The organism is Pseudomonas sp. DC1.2, from assembly GCF_034351645.1.
In the GTDB taxonomy this organism is placed as follows: domain Bacteria; phylum Pseudomonadota; class Gammaproteobacteria; order Pseudomonadales; family Pseudomonadaceae; genus Aquipseudomonas.
In genome coordinates, this window is sequence record NZ_CP133782.1 from 4,472,998 (window position 1) to 4,488,111 (window position 15,114).

The 15,114-nt window shown below is 58.7% G+C and carries 13 protein-coding genes; 3 read left to right on the forward strand and 10 right to left on the reverse strand.

Annotated features, from left to right (window positions below; translation table 11 throughout):
• Window positions 1–74: 74 nt before the first annotated feature.
• Entirely contained in the window at window positions 75–842 is a 768-nt protein-coding gene (locus tag RHM68_RS20130) for a sulfite exporter TauE/SafE family protein (protein ID WP_322218343.1), read from the reverse strand.
• Between the two features lie 127 nt (window positions 843–969).
• On the opposite strand from RHM68_RS20130, the gene xseA reads away from it, so the two are divergent.
• The 3 genes from xseA (at window position 970) to leuA (ending at window position 5,334) form a co-directional block, all read left to right on the forward strand.
• Window positions 970–2,349 carry an exodeoxyribonuclease VII large subunit gene (gene xseA, locus RHM68_RS20135; RefSeq protein ID WP_322218346.1) on the forward strand — a complete coding sequence of 460 codons (1,380 nt, stop codon included), beginning with the start codon at window positions 970–972 and terminating at the stop codon, window positions 2,347–2,349.
• A 3-nt stretch (window positions 2,350–2,352) separates the two neighbouring features.
• Window positions 2,353–3,174, forward strand: a complete 822-nt coding sequence (locus tag RHM68_RS20140; RefSeq protein ID WP_322218348.1) for a peptidoglycan DD-metalloendopeptidase family protein — start codon at window positions 2,353–2,355, stop codon at window positions 3,172–3,174.
• A gap of 480 nt (window positions 3,175–3,654) precedes the next feature.
• A complete protein-coding gene (leuA, locus tag RHM68_RS20145; RefSeq protein WP_322218350.1) occupies window positions 3,655–5,334 on the forward strand; it encodes a 2-isopropylmalate synthase in 1,680 nt (559 codons plus the stop codon).
• An 83-nt stretch (window positions 5,335–5,417) separates the two neighbouring features.
• Here the strand turns inward: leuA and RHM68_RS20150 are convergent, their stop codons facing one another.
• From RHM68_RS20150 to pilW, 9 genes are all read right to left on the reverse strand, one after another.
• Window positions 5,418–6,209, reverse strand: a complete 792-nt coding sequence (locus RHM68_RS20150; protein WP_322218354.1) for an amidohydrolase — start codon at window positions 6,207–6,209, stop codon at window positions 5,418–5,420.
• Window positions 6,197–7,345: a pyridoxal phosphate-dependent aminotransferase gene (locus RHM68_RS20155; RefSeq protein ID WP_322218357.1), complete on the reverse strand. Its 1,149-nt coding sequence runs from the start codon at window positions 7,343–7,345 to the stop codon at window positions 6,197–6,199. Before RHM68_RS20155 ends, RHM68_RS20150 begins: the two co-directional genes overlap by 13 nt.
• A 139-nt stretch (window positions 7,346–7,484) precedes the next feature.
• Window positions 7,485–8,954, reverse strand: a complete 1,470-nt coding sequence (gene der / locus RHM68_RS20160; protein WP_322218360.1) for a ribosome biogenesis GTPase Der — start codon at window positions 8,952–8,954, stop codon at window positions 7,485–7,487.
• A 135-nt stretch (window positions 8,955–9,089) separates the two neighbouring features.
• Entirely contained in the window at window positions 9,090–10,241 is a 1,152-nt protein-coding gene (gene bamB, locus RHM68_RS20165; RefSeq protein ID WP_322218363.1) for an outer membrane protein assembly factor BamB, read from the reverse strand.
• Window positions 10,234–10,875 carry a tetratricopeptide repeat protein gene (locus tag RHM68_RS20170; RefSeq protein WP_322218366.1) on the reverse strand — a complete coding sequence of 214 codons (642 nt, stop codon included), beginning with the start codon at window positions 10,873–10,875 and terminating at the stop codon, window positions 10,234–10,236. Before RHM68_RS20170 ends, bamB begins: the two co-directional genes overlap by 8 nt.
• Before the next feature lie 40 nt (window positions 10,876–10,915).
• Window positions 10,916–12,205, reverse strand: a complete 1,290-nt coding sequence (gene hisS / locus RHM68_RS20175; protein ID WP_322218369.1) for a histidine--tRNA ligase — start codon at window positions 12,203–12,205, stop codon at window positions 10,916–10,918.
• A gap of 37 nt (window positions 12,206–12,242) precedes the next feature.
• On the reverse strand, window positions 12,243–13,352 hold the full coding sequence (gene ispG / locus RHM68_RS20180) for a flavodoxin-dependent (E)-4-hydroxy-3-methylbut-2-enyl-diphosphate synthase (RefSeq protein ID WP_322218372.1): 1,110 nt from the start codon (window positions 13,350–13,352) through the stop codon (window positions 12,243–12,245).
• A 3-nt stretch (window positions 13,353–13,355) separates the two neighbouring features.
• A complete protein-coding gene (locus RHM68_RS20185) occupies window positions 13,356–14,348 on the reverse strand; it encodes a RodZ family helix-turn-helix domain-containing protein (RefSeq protein WP_322218375.1) in 993 nt (330 codons plus the stop codon).
• Window positions 14,348–15,106, reverse strand: a complete 759-nt coding sequence (gene pilW / locus RHM68_RS20190) for a type IV pilus biogenesis/stability protein PilW (RefSeq protein ID WP_322218378.1) — start codon at window positions 15,104–15,106, stop codon at window positions 14,348–14,350. Before pilW ends, RHM68_RS20185 begins: the two co-directional genes overlap by 1 nt.
• Window positions 15,107–15,114: the final 8 nt, after the last annotated feature.

Here is a 15,114-nt window from a genome sequence, read left to right on the forward strand (position 1 = left end):
TGCAAGCCTGTAAATACTGAATGATCACCCTTGTGGGAGCTGCGGCTGGCAGCTTAATCCCTGACACTCTCAGGTCAAGCACTCAAATACCGCCCGATCAGGGCAATCCCGCTGACCAGTACCAGCCAGGTCACCAGCCGCACAAAAGCTTCGCGGGACAATCTTGAGGTCAACCGCCGGCCGACCCACAGCCCCAGCGCCATGGCCGGCATCAAACACAGCGCCAGCACCCACAAGGTTAGCTCGGCATAGACCCCGGCGATGGCAAACAGACTTAAACGCACCACGGTGCTGCAACTGATCAGCGCACTTTGGGTCGCCCGGGCCGCGTCCTTGGGTAATCGACTGTTCAAATAAATGGCGTATAAAAAACCACCACTGCCAAACAACGCCCCAAACATCCCACCCACGATCCCCATCGGCACCGCCCAGCCAGCGGCCATCTGCGTCGAACGGGTTTTGCCCCACAAGCTGTACAGCGCATAACCACTAATAAACAGCCCCATCAACAGCAGCAATAAATCGGACTTGAGGTTCAGCAGAAAAATTACACCCAGCGTGCATCCGATGGCCATGCAGGGCAGCAATCGCCGCAATTCGGGTTTGACCACATCCCGTCGCGAGGGCAGCAGATTGCCAAACGCCGCCACGAAATCCAGCAGCACCAACAGCGGCACGATTTTCGACAACGGCATGAACAGGATCAATATCGGCCCCGCCACCAGCGCCGTGCCAAACCCGGCAATGCCGAACACGATATACGCCAGGACGATACCCAGCCCTATCACCAGCCAATCCACAGCACCGAACGGCCATTGGCTCAACAACTCAAACACATTCATGGGTACATCGTCCTTGAACACTGAAGCTGGATTTACACCGGCGGGAGATTCTAAATTGCACGCTCGCCCCACAGGATTTTCGCTGGCTCATGGAGATTGATCACAGAATGCCTTTAAACTGCGCCCCATGATTAAAGATCCTTTTGCAAGACTCGGCCTGGACCGGGAAGTGCTGACTGTCAGCCAGCTCAACGGCCGCGCGCGGGTGTTGCTCGAAGACGTGTTCAGTAATATCTGGGTCGAAGGAGAAATCTCCAACCTCGCCCGCCCGGCGTCGGGGCACGTGTACTTCACCCTCAAGGACAGTGGCGCACAGGTCCGTTGCGCACTGTTTCGACAGAATGCCGCGCGGGTGCGACAGGCGCTGAAAGATGGGCTGGCGGTCAGGGTACGCGGCAAGGTTTCGCTGTTCGAGGGCCGTGGCGACTACCAGTTGATCCTCGACACCGTAGAGCCGGCTGGTGAGGGTGCGTTGCGGCTGGCCTTCGATGCGTTGAAGGAAAAGCTCAGCGCCGAAGGCTTGTTCAGTGCCGAACGCAAAGTTGCGCTGCCGGCCCACCCACAACGCATCGGCATCATCAGCTCCCCCACCGGTGCGGTGATTCGCGACATCATCAGCGTGTTCCGCCGCCGCGCCCCCCAAGTCCAACTGACACTGATCCCCACCGCGGTGCAAGGTCGCGAAGCCACCGCACAGATCGTCCGTGCGCTAAAGCTGGCGGATGCCCGCGGCTTCGACGCGTTGATCCTGGCCCGTGGCGGCGGTTCGCTGGAAGACCTCTGGTGTTTCAACGAAGAAGCGGTGGCCCGTGCCGTGGACGCCTGCGTGACGCCAATTGTCAGCGCCATTGGCCACGAAACCGATGTCTCGATCAGTGACTTCGTGGCCGACGTTCGCGCACCGACGCCGTCTGCGGCAGCCGAGCTGCTAGCGCCGGATTCCAGTGATCTGGTGCGTCGAGTCGAAAGCCTGCATCGCCGTCTAGTGATGCGTATCCGTGATCGTTTAATGCGAGATCGCCTGCGCCTGGAAGGCATGTCCCGTCGCCTGCGCCATCCCGGCGAGCGCCTTCGTCAACAAGCGCAGCGCCTGGACGATCTGGACATGCGCATACGCCGCGCGTTTGAACGCAGCCTCAATACCCGCCGCGAACGCTTGATCCGTCTGGAGACTCGCCTTGCCGGGCAACATCCGGGACGGCAACTGGCGATGCTCCGGCAACGCCTCGACAGCCTCGCCGCACGCCTGCCGCGGGCCATGCGCGAAAGCCTCAAAGGTCGCCGCCAGCAACTGCAAAGTCAGGTGCAAACGCTGCATGTCGTCAGCCCGCTGGCAACGTTGGGCCGTGGCTACAGCATTCTGCTGGACGAGCGTGGCAACGCGATCCGCAACGCCGAGCAGACCCATACCGGCCAGCGCCTGAAAGCCAAGCTCGGCGAAGGCGAATTGCACGTGCGAGTCGAAGACAATCACCTGACGCCTGTCACCCTCTCTCTACTGGACTGATTCATGCCGCGTTTTTTAGCTCCCTTGCTTCTGCTGTGCCTGGCCTTCAATGCCCACGCTGACAGCTACATCACTCGCCTGCTGAACAAACCAGTGCCGGGCGGTGTGGCAGTAGTGGACTTGGGTTCCGCTACCCAGGCGCCGAAAGCCACGTATCAGGACAAACCGGTACTGGTGGTCAAAGAGCAGAACAATTGGCTGGCGATTGTCGGCGTACCCTTGACGGTCAAACCGGGCACTCAGCAAGTCAGCAGCAGCGGCCGTCTTCTGACGTTCACTGTCGGCAACAAAAAATACCCAGAACAGCACATCACCTTGAAAAACACGCGCCAGGTCAACCCGAATCCGGCGGACCTCAAGCGTATCGACGGCGAACTGGCCGAACAGATTCAGGCTTACCGCAGTTTCAGTCCAAATACTCCGAGCAATCTGCTGCTGGATAAACCGGTCAACGGGCCGCTGTCGAGTAAATTCGGCGTGCGCCGATTTTTTAATGGCGAAGAGCGCAATCCTCACGCGGGCCTGGACTTTGCCGTACCGGCCGGCACACCGATCAAGACGCCAGCAGTGGGCAAGGTGATCCTGATCGGCAATTATTTCTTCAACGGCAACACGGTGTTTGTCGACCATGGACAGGGCTTCATCAGCATGTTCTGTCACCTGTCGAAAATCGATGTGAAGGTCGGGCAACAACTGGCGCGTGGCGCAGTGGTCGGTAAAGTGGGCTCGACCGGACGCGCGACCGGGCCCCATATGCACTGGAACGTTAGCCTGAATGATGCGCGGGTTGATCCGGCGATTTTTATTGGGGCGTTTCAGCCGTAAACCGTCGTTGAGCCGACTCGCCTCTTCGCGCACAAGCCCGCCCCCACGTTGAAGGCCGGATGGACACAAAATCTGTGTTCACACCCAACCTCCGGCACCGCGGGCTTGCCCGCGACGACGATGTAACAGGCAATGAAAAGAATCCGTTGCTGGCACACCCTCAATTGCGCCCAGCTCTAACCTCGCGCAAACATCAAAACAATCGTCGTCCTTCACAGCAATAAAATCTCGATAGATTCGCCTTTTCGAGGATTCCTCTCAAAGATTTTCGACCGCTTGCCATCCTTCACCCTCGCGGTTAGGGTTGAGGGCATGAAAACCTCTCACACCCTCATTCAGCTTCGCCAGCACCTCAGCCTGTGCCTCGTCAGTGCGCGACTGCCAGGCTGAATCGCGGTGCCTCGTCTGACACGTTTCCTCACGCACTTTTGATCCACCGGCAGGCCGCCTTTTTTCGGCCCACACACTAAGGATTTTCCGATGAGCATGCTCAAAGACCCGTCTTCGAAGTACCGTGCATTCCCAACCATCGACATCCCGGACCGCACTTGGCCGTCGAAGACTATTACTGCCGCGCCGATCTGGTGCAGCTCGGACCTGCGTGACGGTAACCAGTCGCTGATCGAGCCGATGGACGCGGTCAAGAAGCTGCGCTTCTGGAAAACGCTGGTGTCGGTAGGCGTGAAAGAAATCGAAGCCTCGTTCCCGGCGGCGTCGCAAACTGACTTCGACTTCGTGCGCACGCTGATCGAAGACGGCCACATCCCGGACGACACCACGATTCAGGTGCTGACCCAAGGCCGTGAAGATTTGATCGAGCGCACGTTTGAATCGCTGCGCGGCGCGAAAAAAGCCATCGTTCACCTGTACAACGCGACGTCCCCTTCTTTCCGCCGCATTGTCTTTAACCAGGACAAGGACGGGATTAAGGCCATCGCCGTGAACGCCGCCAAGCTGTTCGTCAAATACGCCGCCCTGCAGCCGGACACCCAGTGGACCTTCGAATACTCGCCGGAAACCTTCAGCGCCACTGAACTGGAGTTCGCCAAGGAAGTGTGCGATGCGGTGATCGACGTCTGGAACCCGACGCCTGAGCACAAGGTGATCCTCAACCTGCCTGCCACCGTTGAATGCGCTACACCGAACATCTACGCCGACCAGATCGAATGGTTCGGCCGCCACATCAACCGTCGTGACAGCGTGATCATCAGCCTGCACACCCACAACGACCGTGGCACCGGCGTGGCCGCCACTGAATTGGGCCTGATGGCCGGCGCAGACCGTGTCGAAGGCTGCCTGTTCGGCAACGGCGAGCGCACCGGCAACGTCGATCTTGTGACCGTGGCGTTGAACCTCTACACCCAGGGCATTCACCCTGAACTGGACTTCTCCGACATCGACGGCGTGCGCAAAGTTGTCGAAGAGTGCAACCAGATTCCGGTACACCCGCGCCACCCTTACGTGGGCGACCTGGTACACACCGCATTCTCCGGCTCGCACCAGGACGCTATCCGCAAAGGCTTCGCCCAGCAGAAGCCTGACACGCTGTGGGAAGTCCCTTACTTGCCGATCGACCCGGCCGACATCGGCCGCAGCTACGAGGCGGTAATTCGCGTCAATAGCCAGTCGGGCAAGGGCGGTATCGCCTACCTGCTGGAGCAGGAATACGGCATCAGCTTGCCGCGTCGCATGCAGATCGAATTCAGCCAGGTCGTGCAACGCGAAACCGATCGCCTGGGTCTGGAAATGACGGCCCAGCAAATCCACGCGCTGCTTCACAGCGAATACTTGCAGGCCAACACCCCCTACGCGCTGGTCAGCCATCGCTTGCAAGAAGAAAACGGCAATAGTGCCGTGGAAGTGGAAGTCTCGGGCAAAGGCCAGGGCGAAACCAACCTGCACTGGCGCGGCAAGGGCAACGGTGCTCTGGAAGCGCTGGTGGCCGGCCTGCCGATTCCGGTAGAAATCATGGACTACAACGAACACGCCATCGGCGCGGGCACCAACGCCAAGGCAGCGGCCTACATTGAACTGCGCGTTGACGGCCAGCGTGCGGTGCATGGCGTGGGTATCGATGAAAACATCACCACCGCCAGCTTCAAGGCACTGTTCAGCGCACTGAACCGCTCGCTGAGCCAGCCGGAAGCAAAAGCGGCGTAATCGATTGCCGCGACGCAAAAGGCCCCACGGTGCGAACCTTGGGGCCTTTCTTCATTCCTAGGCTCAGCGTGGACGCTGATCGGTTACGTGAGCTCAAAGGTGTCGGCATCCAGATTCGCCGGAAACCGTGTGCGATAAGCCGCCAGTTCCGCCGCTTCCAACACCACCTCAAATACCCCATCTGCCTCGCCGGCACTGAGCAACGTCTCGCCCTGAAAATCCAGCACCTGACTGTCACCGGTGTAGGAAAAGCCCTTACCGTCAGTGCCGATTCGGTTTACCGCTGCGACATAACACAGATTTTCAATCGCCCTGGCCGGCAACAACCGGTTCCAGTGCTGGCGCCGCGCACCCGGCCAGTTGGCGGTGTACAGCAACAGGTCCGTGTCCTGAGCATCACGACTCCAGACCGGGAACCGTAAGTCGTAGCAAATCAGTGGCCGCACGCGCCAGCCCTTGAGTTCGAACTGCACCTGGCGCTCGCCAGGGGTGTAGTGGTTATGCTCCCCCGCCATGCGAAACAGGTGGCGCTTGTCGTAATGCAGCACCTCCCCGTCCGGTCGCGCCCAAAGCAGTCGATTGCGATGACTGCCATCGGCGGCCTGGACGATCACACTGCCGGTGATCACAGCATCCAGCCTCGCGGCCTGAACTTTCAGCCACTTAGTAGTAGGGCCATTTTCCGATTCGGCGAGGGTCTCCGACTGCATGGAAAACCCGGTGGTGAACATCTCTGGCAGGATGATCAGGTCCGCGCCGCGGGCTTGTTCCAGCAACTGCTCGAAGTGCTCTAGATTGGCCTGGCGGTCGTGCCAGGCCAGCGTGGTCTGGATCAGCGCAATGTTCAGGTTAGGCAGCGCACTCAGATCACGCATAGTTTTTCCGCAGCTTCACGCAGGGTCTCCTCACGTTTGGCAAAACATAGCCGTACCAGACGCTGGCCTTCGGGGGGTTGTTGGTAGAACACCGACACCGGGATGCTCGCGACGCCGTGTTCGCGGGTCATCCACAGGGACATTTCGACATCATTGAGGTCCGGGCGAATCTGTGAGTAATCGACCAGCTGGAAATAGGTGCCCCTCACCCGAGTAAAACTGAAGCGCGAAGGTGCCAGCAAATCGCAGAACAGGTCGCGCTTGGCCTGATAGAAATCCGGCAGTTCTTCAACGTGCTCCGGGTGCTCGGCCATGTAGTCAGCCAAGGCATATTGCAGCGGCGTCACACCGCAAAAACTGACGTACTGATGCACTTTGCGCAGCTCCGCCGTGAGGGCCGGTGGTGCAACAACATAGCCGGTTTTCCAGCCTGTGACGTGATAAGTCTTGCCGAATGAACTGACCACGAACGCGCGTTTATACAGTTCTTCGTGGGCCAACACACTGACGTGGGGCACGCCGTCGAACACCAGGTGTTCATAGACCTCGTCGCTGATCAGATAAATGTCACGGTCGCGGATCAACGTTGCCAACTGGTCCAGCTCAGCACGGCTGATCAACGCACCACTGGGGTTATGCGGCGTATTGAGAATGATCATCCGCGTGCGCGGGCTCAGCACCTCAGCGAGCTTCTGGAAGTCGATGGCGAAGTCGTTGAGACCCAGTTGAACGTGCATGCAACGGCCACCGGCCAGTTCGACCGCTGGCTCATAGCTGTCGTAGCACGGGTCGAACACAATCACTTCATCGCCGCTGTGGATAACCGCCTGAATCGCACAGAAGATCGCCTGAGTGGCGCCGGGGGTCACCGTCACTTCATGGTCGGCATCGACATGAGCGCCATAGCTGCGGGCAATCTTCGCCGCAATCTGCTGACGCAAGGCCGGCAAGCCGGTCATCGGAGAATATTGGTTGTGGCCATTGGCAATATGGCGACCGACTGCATCCCGCAGGGCCTGCGGGCCATCAAAATCGGGAAAACCCTGGGACAGGTTGATCGCGCCGGTTTGCGCAGCGAGCTGAGACATCTGGGTGAAGATAGTGACGCCGACATTCGGCAACTTACTGGTGATCATCGGTGATTCCCTGCTCTGCCCCCGGCTCTAACGGCGGCGCGGGAAGGCCCGAGGATAGCCCAAACGGCGCCCATAAAAAAAGGGCGCCTTAAGCGCCCTTTCTTGAACCCGATCCTGTGGGAATCAGGCCAGCCATGGGTCAGCGTTTATCTTTACGCTTCTTCTCGGCTTTCTTGTGGTGAGTCATCATCCGCCGCTTCTTGTTGACCTGACGGTCGGTGAGCGAGTTCTTTTTGCTTTCGTATGGGTTCTCGCCGCCCTTGAACTCGATGCGGATCGGCGTACCGACCAGCTTCAAGACACGACGGTAAGTGTTTTCCAGGTAGCGGACGTAAGACTTCGGTACCTTCTCGATCTGGTTACCGTGGATCACGATGATCGGCGGGTTGGCACCACCCAAGTGGGCATAACGCAGCTTGATCCGGCGGTTGTTGACCATCGGCGGCGCATGCTCGCCAACCGCATCTTCCAGAATCTGGGTCAGGCGGTTAGTCGGCCAGCGGGTGACCGCGGACTTGAACGAGTTCTGTACCGACGCGTAGAGGTTGCCCACGCCAGTGCCATGCAGGGCCGAGATGAAGTGGATGTCGGCGAAGTCGACAAAGAACAGTCGACGTTGCAGCTCGACTTTCACGAAGTCGCGCTCACTCGGCGTCATGCCGTCCCACTTGTTGATCGCAATCACCAACGCACGACCCGCCTCAATGGCAAAGCCCAGCAAGTTGAGGTCGTGATCCACCACGCCTTCGCGGGCATCCATCACAAAGATCACCACGTTGGCGTCTTTGATCGCTTGCAGGGTTTTGACCACGGAGAATTTTTCGACTTCTTCGTGGATCTTGCCGCGCTTGCGCACACCGGCGGTGTCGATCAGCGTGTACTTCTCGTCGTTACGAGTGAACGGGATGTAGATGCTGTCGCGGGTGGTGCCTGGCTCGTCATAAACGATAACCCGGTCTTCACCGAGCATGCGATTGACCAGCGTCGACTTGCCCACGTTCGGACGGCCGATGATGGCGATCTTGATCCCGTCTTTTTCACTTGGACCAGGAATGCGCTTGGCTTCCTCGCCTTCGGCAACGATCTCTTCTTCGCCGTCTTCCGGCTCTTCGTCGTCTTTCGGGAAATCGCTCAGGGCGATTTCCAGCATCTGGGTGATGCCACGACCATGGGCACCGGCGACCGGAATCGCGTGCCCCATGCCCAACGGAGCGAACTCAGCGCGGGCCATTTCAGGGTCGATGTTGTCGACCTTGTTGGCAACCACGTAAGAACGCTTGTTACGTTTGCGCAAATGCTCGGCGATCATCTGGTCGGCGGCGGTAAAACCGGCCTTGGCATCTACCAGGAACAGAACGACATCGGCTTCTTCAATGGCCAGCAGCGACTGCTCGGCCATTTTTTCGTCCATACCGTGCTCGTCACCGGAGATACCGCCGGTGTCGACCAGAATGTAGGAACGCCCTTGCCACTTGGCCTCACCGTATTGGCGATCACGGGTCAGACCGGACAAGTCGCCGACAATAGCGTCGCGAGTCCTGGTCAGGCGGTTGAACAAGGTGGACTTGCCGACGTTCGGTCGGCCCACCAGGGCGATTACGGGAACCATGCGGCTCTCCACTTCGTTATTTCAGAAAATACAAAAGCCGCTGCGAGGCAGCGGCTGGTGCTCGGGGCAGCGCTGGAAAGCGCTACGAGCCTTGCAGAGCAAGGCCGCTTGGGGGGTAAACCCCAAGCATAGTCGTTACTTGATGGTCAGGGCTTCCAGTTTGCCGCTGTTACCAAACACATAAATCATGTCACCCACCACCAGCGGACGGGCACGAAGGCCGTCGCTGTCGATGCGCTCGCGGCCGACGAAGCGACCGTCCACCTGGCTCATCAGGTGCAGGTAGCCTTCCATATCGCCGACTGCAACGTAGCTGGAGAACACTTCCGGCGCCGACAACTGACGACGAGCCAACGATTCGTTGTTCCACAACGCAGTGGTCGAACGCTCGTCAACCGCTTCAACGGTGCCAGACGACAGGCTTATGTAAACGCTGCCGAAACCCTGGGCCAGACCCGCGTAGCTCGAAGCATCACGCTGCCAGAGCTGGCGACCGCTTTCCAGGTCCAGTGCCGAAACACGACCCTGGTAGCTGGCCACATACAGCGTACCGCCAGACAACAGCAAACCGCCGTCGATGTCGACCACACGCTCCAGTTCAGAACGACCTTGTGGAATCGCAATCCGTTGTTCCCATACCGGCACGCCGTTGGAAATATCGAGAGCGACCACTTTACCTGTCGACAAACCTGCCACCGCGAGGCGGTTGGTCACAACCGGAGCACTGGTGCCACGCAACGTCAGGACCGCAGGCGTGCTGTCATACAACCAGCGCTGGTTGCCGGTGGAGGCATCCAGACCGATAAGGCGGTCATCCTGAGTCTGAACCACCACAACGTCGCCGTTGTTGGCGGGCGGCGCGAGGACTTCACTGGACACGCGAGCGCGCCATTTCTCTTCGCCACTGCTGGCGTCCAGGGCAACGATTTCACCCTTGAGCGTACCGATCATGACCAGACCGTAACCGACGCCAACGGCGCCAGACACAGGCAGGTCGAGATCTTTCTTCCATTTGACGTCGCCAGTCATGCGATCCATCGAGACCACGACACCGGTTACGTCAGCGGCATAAATGGTATCGCCATCGATCGCAGGAACCAGCATGTTATAGGTTTCGCCCTGACCGTCACCGATCGAACGACTCCACTGCTTGTGCAGGACTACTTCTTCCTTGAAGTCGACCAGTTCGGCCGGCGGCAATTCTTTTTTGCTGTTGCTGCTGCAACCCGCGGCCAACAAGGCCAGGGCCAGCAATGCTGCATGTTTCCAACGAATCACGTCACGCATCCCCTTTGGCCAGGTCGTCCAGCTTGATTTGTAGGCCGCCGACTGCCGCTTCGTCAGACAGGGCTGCCTTGGCTTTTTGATAAGCCTTGTTCGCTTCGTCGGTACGACCCAACTGCACCAGCAAGTCGCCTTTAAGCTCTTCGCGAGTGGCCAGGAACGCCGTGTCGGCATCACCTTCCAGCAATTTCAAGGCTTCATCGGCCTTGTTCTGCGCGGCCAATACCTGCGCCAGCCGCTGACGGGCAATCTCGCCCAGCGTCGGGTTAGCCGGTTTGTCGGTAATGGCTTTCAATTGAGTGGCTGCGTCGTCGAGCTTGCCGCTGTCGACAGCGACTTTCGCCACGAACAAACCACCGTATTGCGCGTAGTCGCTGCCACCGAACTCACTGTTGAGCTTGCCAGCCAGGTCCGAAACACGTGCCGCGTCGGGCTTGCCATCAGGCGTCAGCGTGGTTTCCAGCAGTTGCTGATAGAGAATCGAGGCGCCCTGCGACTGATTGCTCTGATACTTGTGAAAGGCCTGCCAGCCGAACACGATGACTAGCGCCAACAGGCCGCCAGTGACCAGGGGCTTGCCGTTACGTGTCCACCAGTCTTTCAAATCCGCCATCTGTTCGTCTTCGGTACTCGACACCCCAATACTCCTTAATCGCTAAATCGGCTGTTTGACAGCTTCAACCCTGCACGACGCAGGTGGCCAGGTGTGCTGCGAGCGCATCCCAGGCAATACTTTGTTGTTCGCCCTGGCCACGCAGGGGTTTGAAACCTACCACTTGCTGGGCCATTTCGTCGTCACCGAGGATCAGCGCATACAACGCACCGCTCTTGTCGGCCTTCTTGAATTGGCTTTTGAAGCTGCCAGCGCCGGCATTGACTTGCAAGCGCAGGTTGGGCAACTGATCACGAACACGTTCGCTCAACACCAGACCTGCCAGTTCGGCAGCCTCACCGAAGGCGCAGAGATAGACATCGACCTGACGCGAAATTTCGTGCGGGATCTGCTCCAGGGTTTCGAGCAACAACACCAGACGCTCGATGCCCATTGCAAAACCAACGCCTGGGGTCGGCTTGCCGCCCATTTGCTCCACCAGGCCGTCGTAACGACCACCGGCACACACAGTGCCCTGGGCGCCCAACTTATCAGTGACCCATTCGAAAACGGTCTTGCTGTAGTAATCCAGCCCGCGCACCAGCTTCGGGTTGATCACGTAAGGAATGCCGGCCGCATCGAGGCGAGCCTTGAGGCCCTCAAAATGCTCGCGGGACTCTTCGTCCAGATAGTCGGCCATCTTGGGCGCGTCAACCAATACGGCTTGGGTGTCGGCGTTCTTGGTGTCGAGAACCCGTAAAGGGTTGGTTTTCAGACGGCGCTGGCTGTCTTCATCCAGTTTGTCCAGGTGGGCCGAAAGGAACTCGACCAGCGCTTCACGGTAACGACCGCGAGACTCGCTGGTGCCCAGGCTATTGAGTTCCAGTTTGACCGCATCACGAATGCCCAACTCGCCCCACAGGCGCCAGGTCAGCACGATCAGCTCGGCGTCGATGTCCGGACCGTCTAGGTTGAACACCTCGCAACCAATCTGATGAAACTGGCGATAACGACCTTTTTGCGGACGTTCGTGGCGGAACATCGGGCCGATGTACCAGAGTTTCTGCACTTGGCCACCGCCAGTGATGCCGTGTTCGAGCACCGCACGCACGCAGGCCGCCGTGCCTTCAGGGCGCAACGTCAGGGAATCGCCGTTGCGGTCGTCGAAGGTGTACATCTCTTTTTCGACGATATCGGTCACTTCACCGATGGAGCGTTTGAACAGCTCGGTGAACTCGACGATCGGCATGCGGATCTGCTTATAACCATAGTTATCCAGCAGACGCGAGACAGTGCCCTCGAAATGACGCCAAAGGGGCGTCTGCTCGGGCAGGATGTCGTTCATGCCACGAATGGCTTGCAGAGACTTGCTCACAATAAATCCTTAAATTCGTTCGGCTCGTTAGTCAGGCTCAGCCACGCGCAATAACGGCTGCGTCGGCTTCGACCTTTTCGGCCGCTTTCTGGCGGATCAAGCGTTCAAGCTCATCCACCAGATTTTCATTCGTCAATTTCTGCGACGGTTTGCCATCGATGTAAATCAGGTTTGGCGTGCCGCCGGTCAAGCCGACATGGGCTTCCTTGGCTTCGCCGGGTCCATTGACCACGCAACCGATGACTGCGACATCCAGCGGCACCAGCAAATCTTCGAGCCGCACTTCCAGCTCGTTCATGGTTTTGACCACATCGAAGTTCTGTCGCGAGCAGCTCGGACAGGCGATGAAATTGATACCCCGTGATCGCAAGTGCAAGGATTTGAGAATGTCATAACCGACTTTCACTTCCTCGACCGGGTCAGCCGCCAACGAGATGCGAATAGTATCGCCAATCCCTTCGGCGAGCAGCATACCGAGGCCTACCGCGGATTTCACCGTGCCAGAACGTAAACCACCGGCTTCGGTGATACCCAAGTGCAACGGCTGGACGATTTCCTTGGCCAGCAAGCGGTAAGCGGCGACGGCCATGAACACGTCGGAAGCCTTCACACTGACTTTGAAGTCGTGAAAATTCAGCCGTTCGAGGTGTTCAACGTGTCGCAGGGCAGACTCGACCAAGGCGGCGGGAGTCGGCTCACCGTATTTTTTTTGCAGGTCTTTTTCAAGAGAACCGGCGTTAACACCGATCCGGATCGGAATCCCGCGGTCACGTGCTGCATCGACGACTGCGCGCACGCGATCTTCACGACCGATGTTACCCGGGTTGATCCGCAGACAGTCAACGCCCAGTTCGGCGACGCGCAACGCGATCTTGTAGTCGAAATGGATGTCGGCAACCAACGGCACCTTGACCAGCTTTTTGATCTTGCCGAACGCTTCGGCAGCGTCCATGTCCGGAACGGAGATACGCACGATATCGACGCCAGCAGCTTCCAGACGATTGATCTGGGCCACAGTGGCAGCAACGTCATTGGTGTCGCTGTTGGTCATGCTCTGCACCGCGATAGGTGCATCGCCGCCCACGGGCACATTACCCACCCAGATCTTGCGAGATTCGCGACGTTTGATTGGAGATTCGCCGTGCATGACTTATTGACCCAACTTCAGGCGAGCAGTCTCGCCACTGGTGAACGGAGCGACATCAACCACCTGCCCGTTGTAACTGACCTGCGCGCCACGGGCAAAGCCCAGACGCACCGCGAAGGGCGGTTTGCCACTGACGGAAACATTTTCGCCTTTACGCTTGAGGCCACTCAACAACACCTTGCCGCCGCCGTCGGTCACTTGTGCCCAGCAATCGGCAGTGAATTGCAGTTGAACCTGACCTTCGCCCGCCACTGGAGCAGCGGCCGTCACGGCAGGAACCACCGGCGCAGCCACACCAAGCGCCGGCGCGACTGGCGCCGTGACCACAGGCGCCGCATTGTGAACCGGTGCCACCGGCGTTGCTGCCGGTGCGACAGCCGTTGGCGTTGGCACAACGGCCGCCGCTGGGGCATCAGTCGATGGTTGCGCTGGGGGCAATGCAAGAGCGGTTTCACCCTCAGCCTGACCTTGCGCGACAGCCTGGTCTTCCGGCTCGTCCAGCGGATGGATCTGAGTGGTGCCGTCGGCGCCCTCCACTTCAACATGCTCGGGGGCCAGACTCATCAGGTCCTTGGTACGCAGCGACGTTTGATCCTGCCACCAGACGAAACCACCACCAATTACTGCGATCAGTAATAGCAGGCTGACAATACGCAAAATGGTGTGAGAAACACGAACCGGCTCTTCAATACGACCCAGGCTATGAACATTGCTGCCCTGGGAATCGGTGCCGGTGGACTGGTCGAACTGCTGGACCAGCGTGGTCTGGTCCATGCCAAGCAATTTGGCGTAAGCACGAATATAACCGCGAGCAAAGGTATGCCCAGGCAGCTTGTCGAAAGCGCCGGCTTCCAGATTGCCCAGGGCATTAACGGTGAGGTTGAGCTTGAGGGCCACTTCGGCCAGCGACCAACCATTGCTTTCGCGAGCCTGGCGCAAGGTATCGCCGGGGTTAACGCGAGTCGCTGCTACAACTTCGGGATGCGCCGCTTTCATCATTGCTCCGACAGGTATTGCTGATATTCCGGCGTACCGGGATAGAGTCGTTTTAATTGCAGGCCAAAACTGGCGGCCTTGTCGCGATCTTCAAACACTTTTGCCAGCCGAACGCCGAGCAATAGACTACGTGCATTTTGTTCAGCGAGCAGGCTAAAACGGTCGTAATAGTCACGTGCGGGCACATAATGCCTGTCTTCGTAAGACAACTCAGCCATTTCAAGCAATGCACGAGGTTGTTGGCGGTTTAAACGCAAGGCTTTTTCCAGCTGCTGCTGGGCCAATTCTCGCTGACCAAGCTTTGAAGCCGTCATGCCCAAGCTCTCGAACACTCGCGAACGCTCAGGATACAGGGTATCGGCGGCAGCCTGTTCAAAGCGTTCGTAGGCTTCCTTGTAACGCTTCTCTTCGAAAAGAAAACTGCCGTAATTGTTCAGGATACGCGCATCGGCGGGACGGGAAGACAACGCCTTACGGAAGTGCTGATCGGCCAGTTCCGGCTCCATCTCGGCCTGAAACACCAGGCCTAGCGCCGCGTTGGCGTCCGCGTCGGAATCATCCAGATCCAGCGCCTTTTTCAACGGCACCTTTGCCCGCTCGGTCATCCCTTGCTGCAAGTAGCCAAGCCCCAATTGCACGTAAGCGGCACGTGCTTCATCGCGGCCCTTGCTGGTCTTCATCGGGTTGAAATCGCCCGACAGGACGCAACCAGCACAAAGGCTGGCGATCAGCACAAGCAGCGCAAAGCGCAGGGACATAGAGATCC